Source organism: Pseudogemmobacter humi (genome assembly GCF_900609055.1).
Lineage (GTDB): Bacteria > Pseudomonadota > Alphaproteobacteria > Rhodobacterales > Rhodobacteraceae > Pseudogemmobacter > Pseudogemmobacter humi.
The window spans coordinates 1-439 of the sequence record NZ_UXAW01000021.1; the positions used below are offsets into that span (position 1 = coordinate 1).

A 439-nucleotide genomic window follows, 5' to 3' on the forward strand; every position below is an offset into this window, starting at 1 on the left:
GCCGGGAATGATGGTGCTGACACCCTCAAGCACCTCGCCGAGGACAGAGAGCGAATCCCCGTCTCCGTCTCCGTCTCCGTCTCCGTCGCCGTCACCATCCCCGTCGCCGTCGCCATCGCCGTCGCCGTCGCCCTCGCCGTCGCCGTCGCCATCTCCGTCGCCGTCGCCGTCGCCGTCGCCGTCGCCGTCGCCCTCGCCGTCGCCGTCGCCGTCGCCGTCGCCGTCGCCGTCGCCGTCTCCGTCTCCGTCGCCGTCTCCGTCGCCGTCACCATCTCCGTCGCCATCCCCCGGGGCGGCGTTGCTGCCCTTGGACGAGGCGAGCACGCCGATGCCGGCCAGACCGGCCACGCCCATCGCGATCATCTCCTCGTTCGCAAGCCCGGTGCCGATGCCCGCGGCCTCGCCCTCGACGGTCTGGGCGTTGCCGTCCACGCCGCTG

Annotated in this window: 1 protein-coding gene; it reads right to left on the minus strand. The window is 73.8% G+C overall.

Translation table 11 applies throughout. The annotated features are described in order from the left end of the window. Positions 1-439, minus strand: a 439-nt coding sequence (locus tag XINFAN_RS00245; protein ID WP_199286322.1) for a hypothetical protein, incomplete at both ends; no start/stop codon positions are given.